At 46.9% G+C, this 226-nt stretch carries 1 protein-coding gene; it reads right to left on the minus strand.

Going from position 1 to position 226, the window contains the following annotated elements; translation table 11 throughout:
- Nucleotides 1-226: lysozyme inhibitor LprI family protein (locus tag FDX22_RS21745; RefSeq protein ID WP_146717760.1), on the minus strand; the 226-nt coding region annotated here is incomplete at both ends.

Raw genomic sequence — 226 nt, forward strand, 5'->3', positions numbered from 1 at the left:
CTTATCCTGCTCTTTCCAGCATTCATTACGTCCTTTGATCCAACCTCGTTGCTCTGCTTTTAGCATTGGGTCATTTTTCGATTTAGCCAGCGCCTGTTTGTAGACCCCGTTCAATTTTAGATCCATTGCGGAGAGCGATGGGCTCTGACAGATAATCTCTTCCATACTTCCCTTTTCCACTGCAGAACAGGAGAACGATGGGCCAGCATGAGTCGATTTTTTCGCC

Origin of the sequence: Citrobacter sp. TBCS-14, from assembly GCF_005280805.1 — a bacterium.
GTDB classification, from domain to species: Bacteria; Pseudomonadota; Gammaproteobacteria; order Enterobacterales; family Enterobacteriaceae; genus Citrobacter; species Citrobacter gillenii.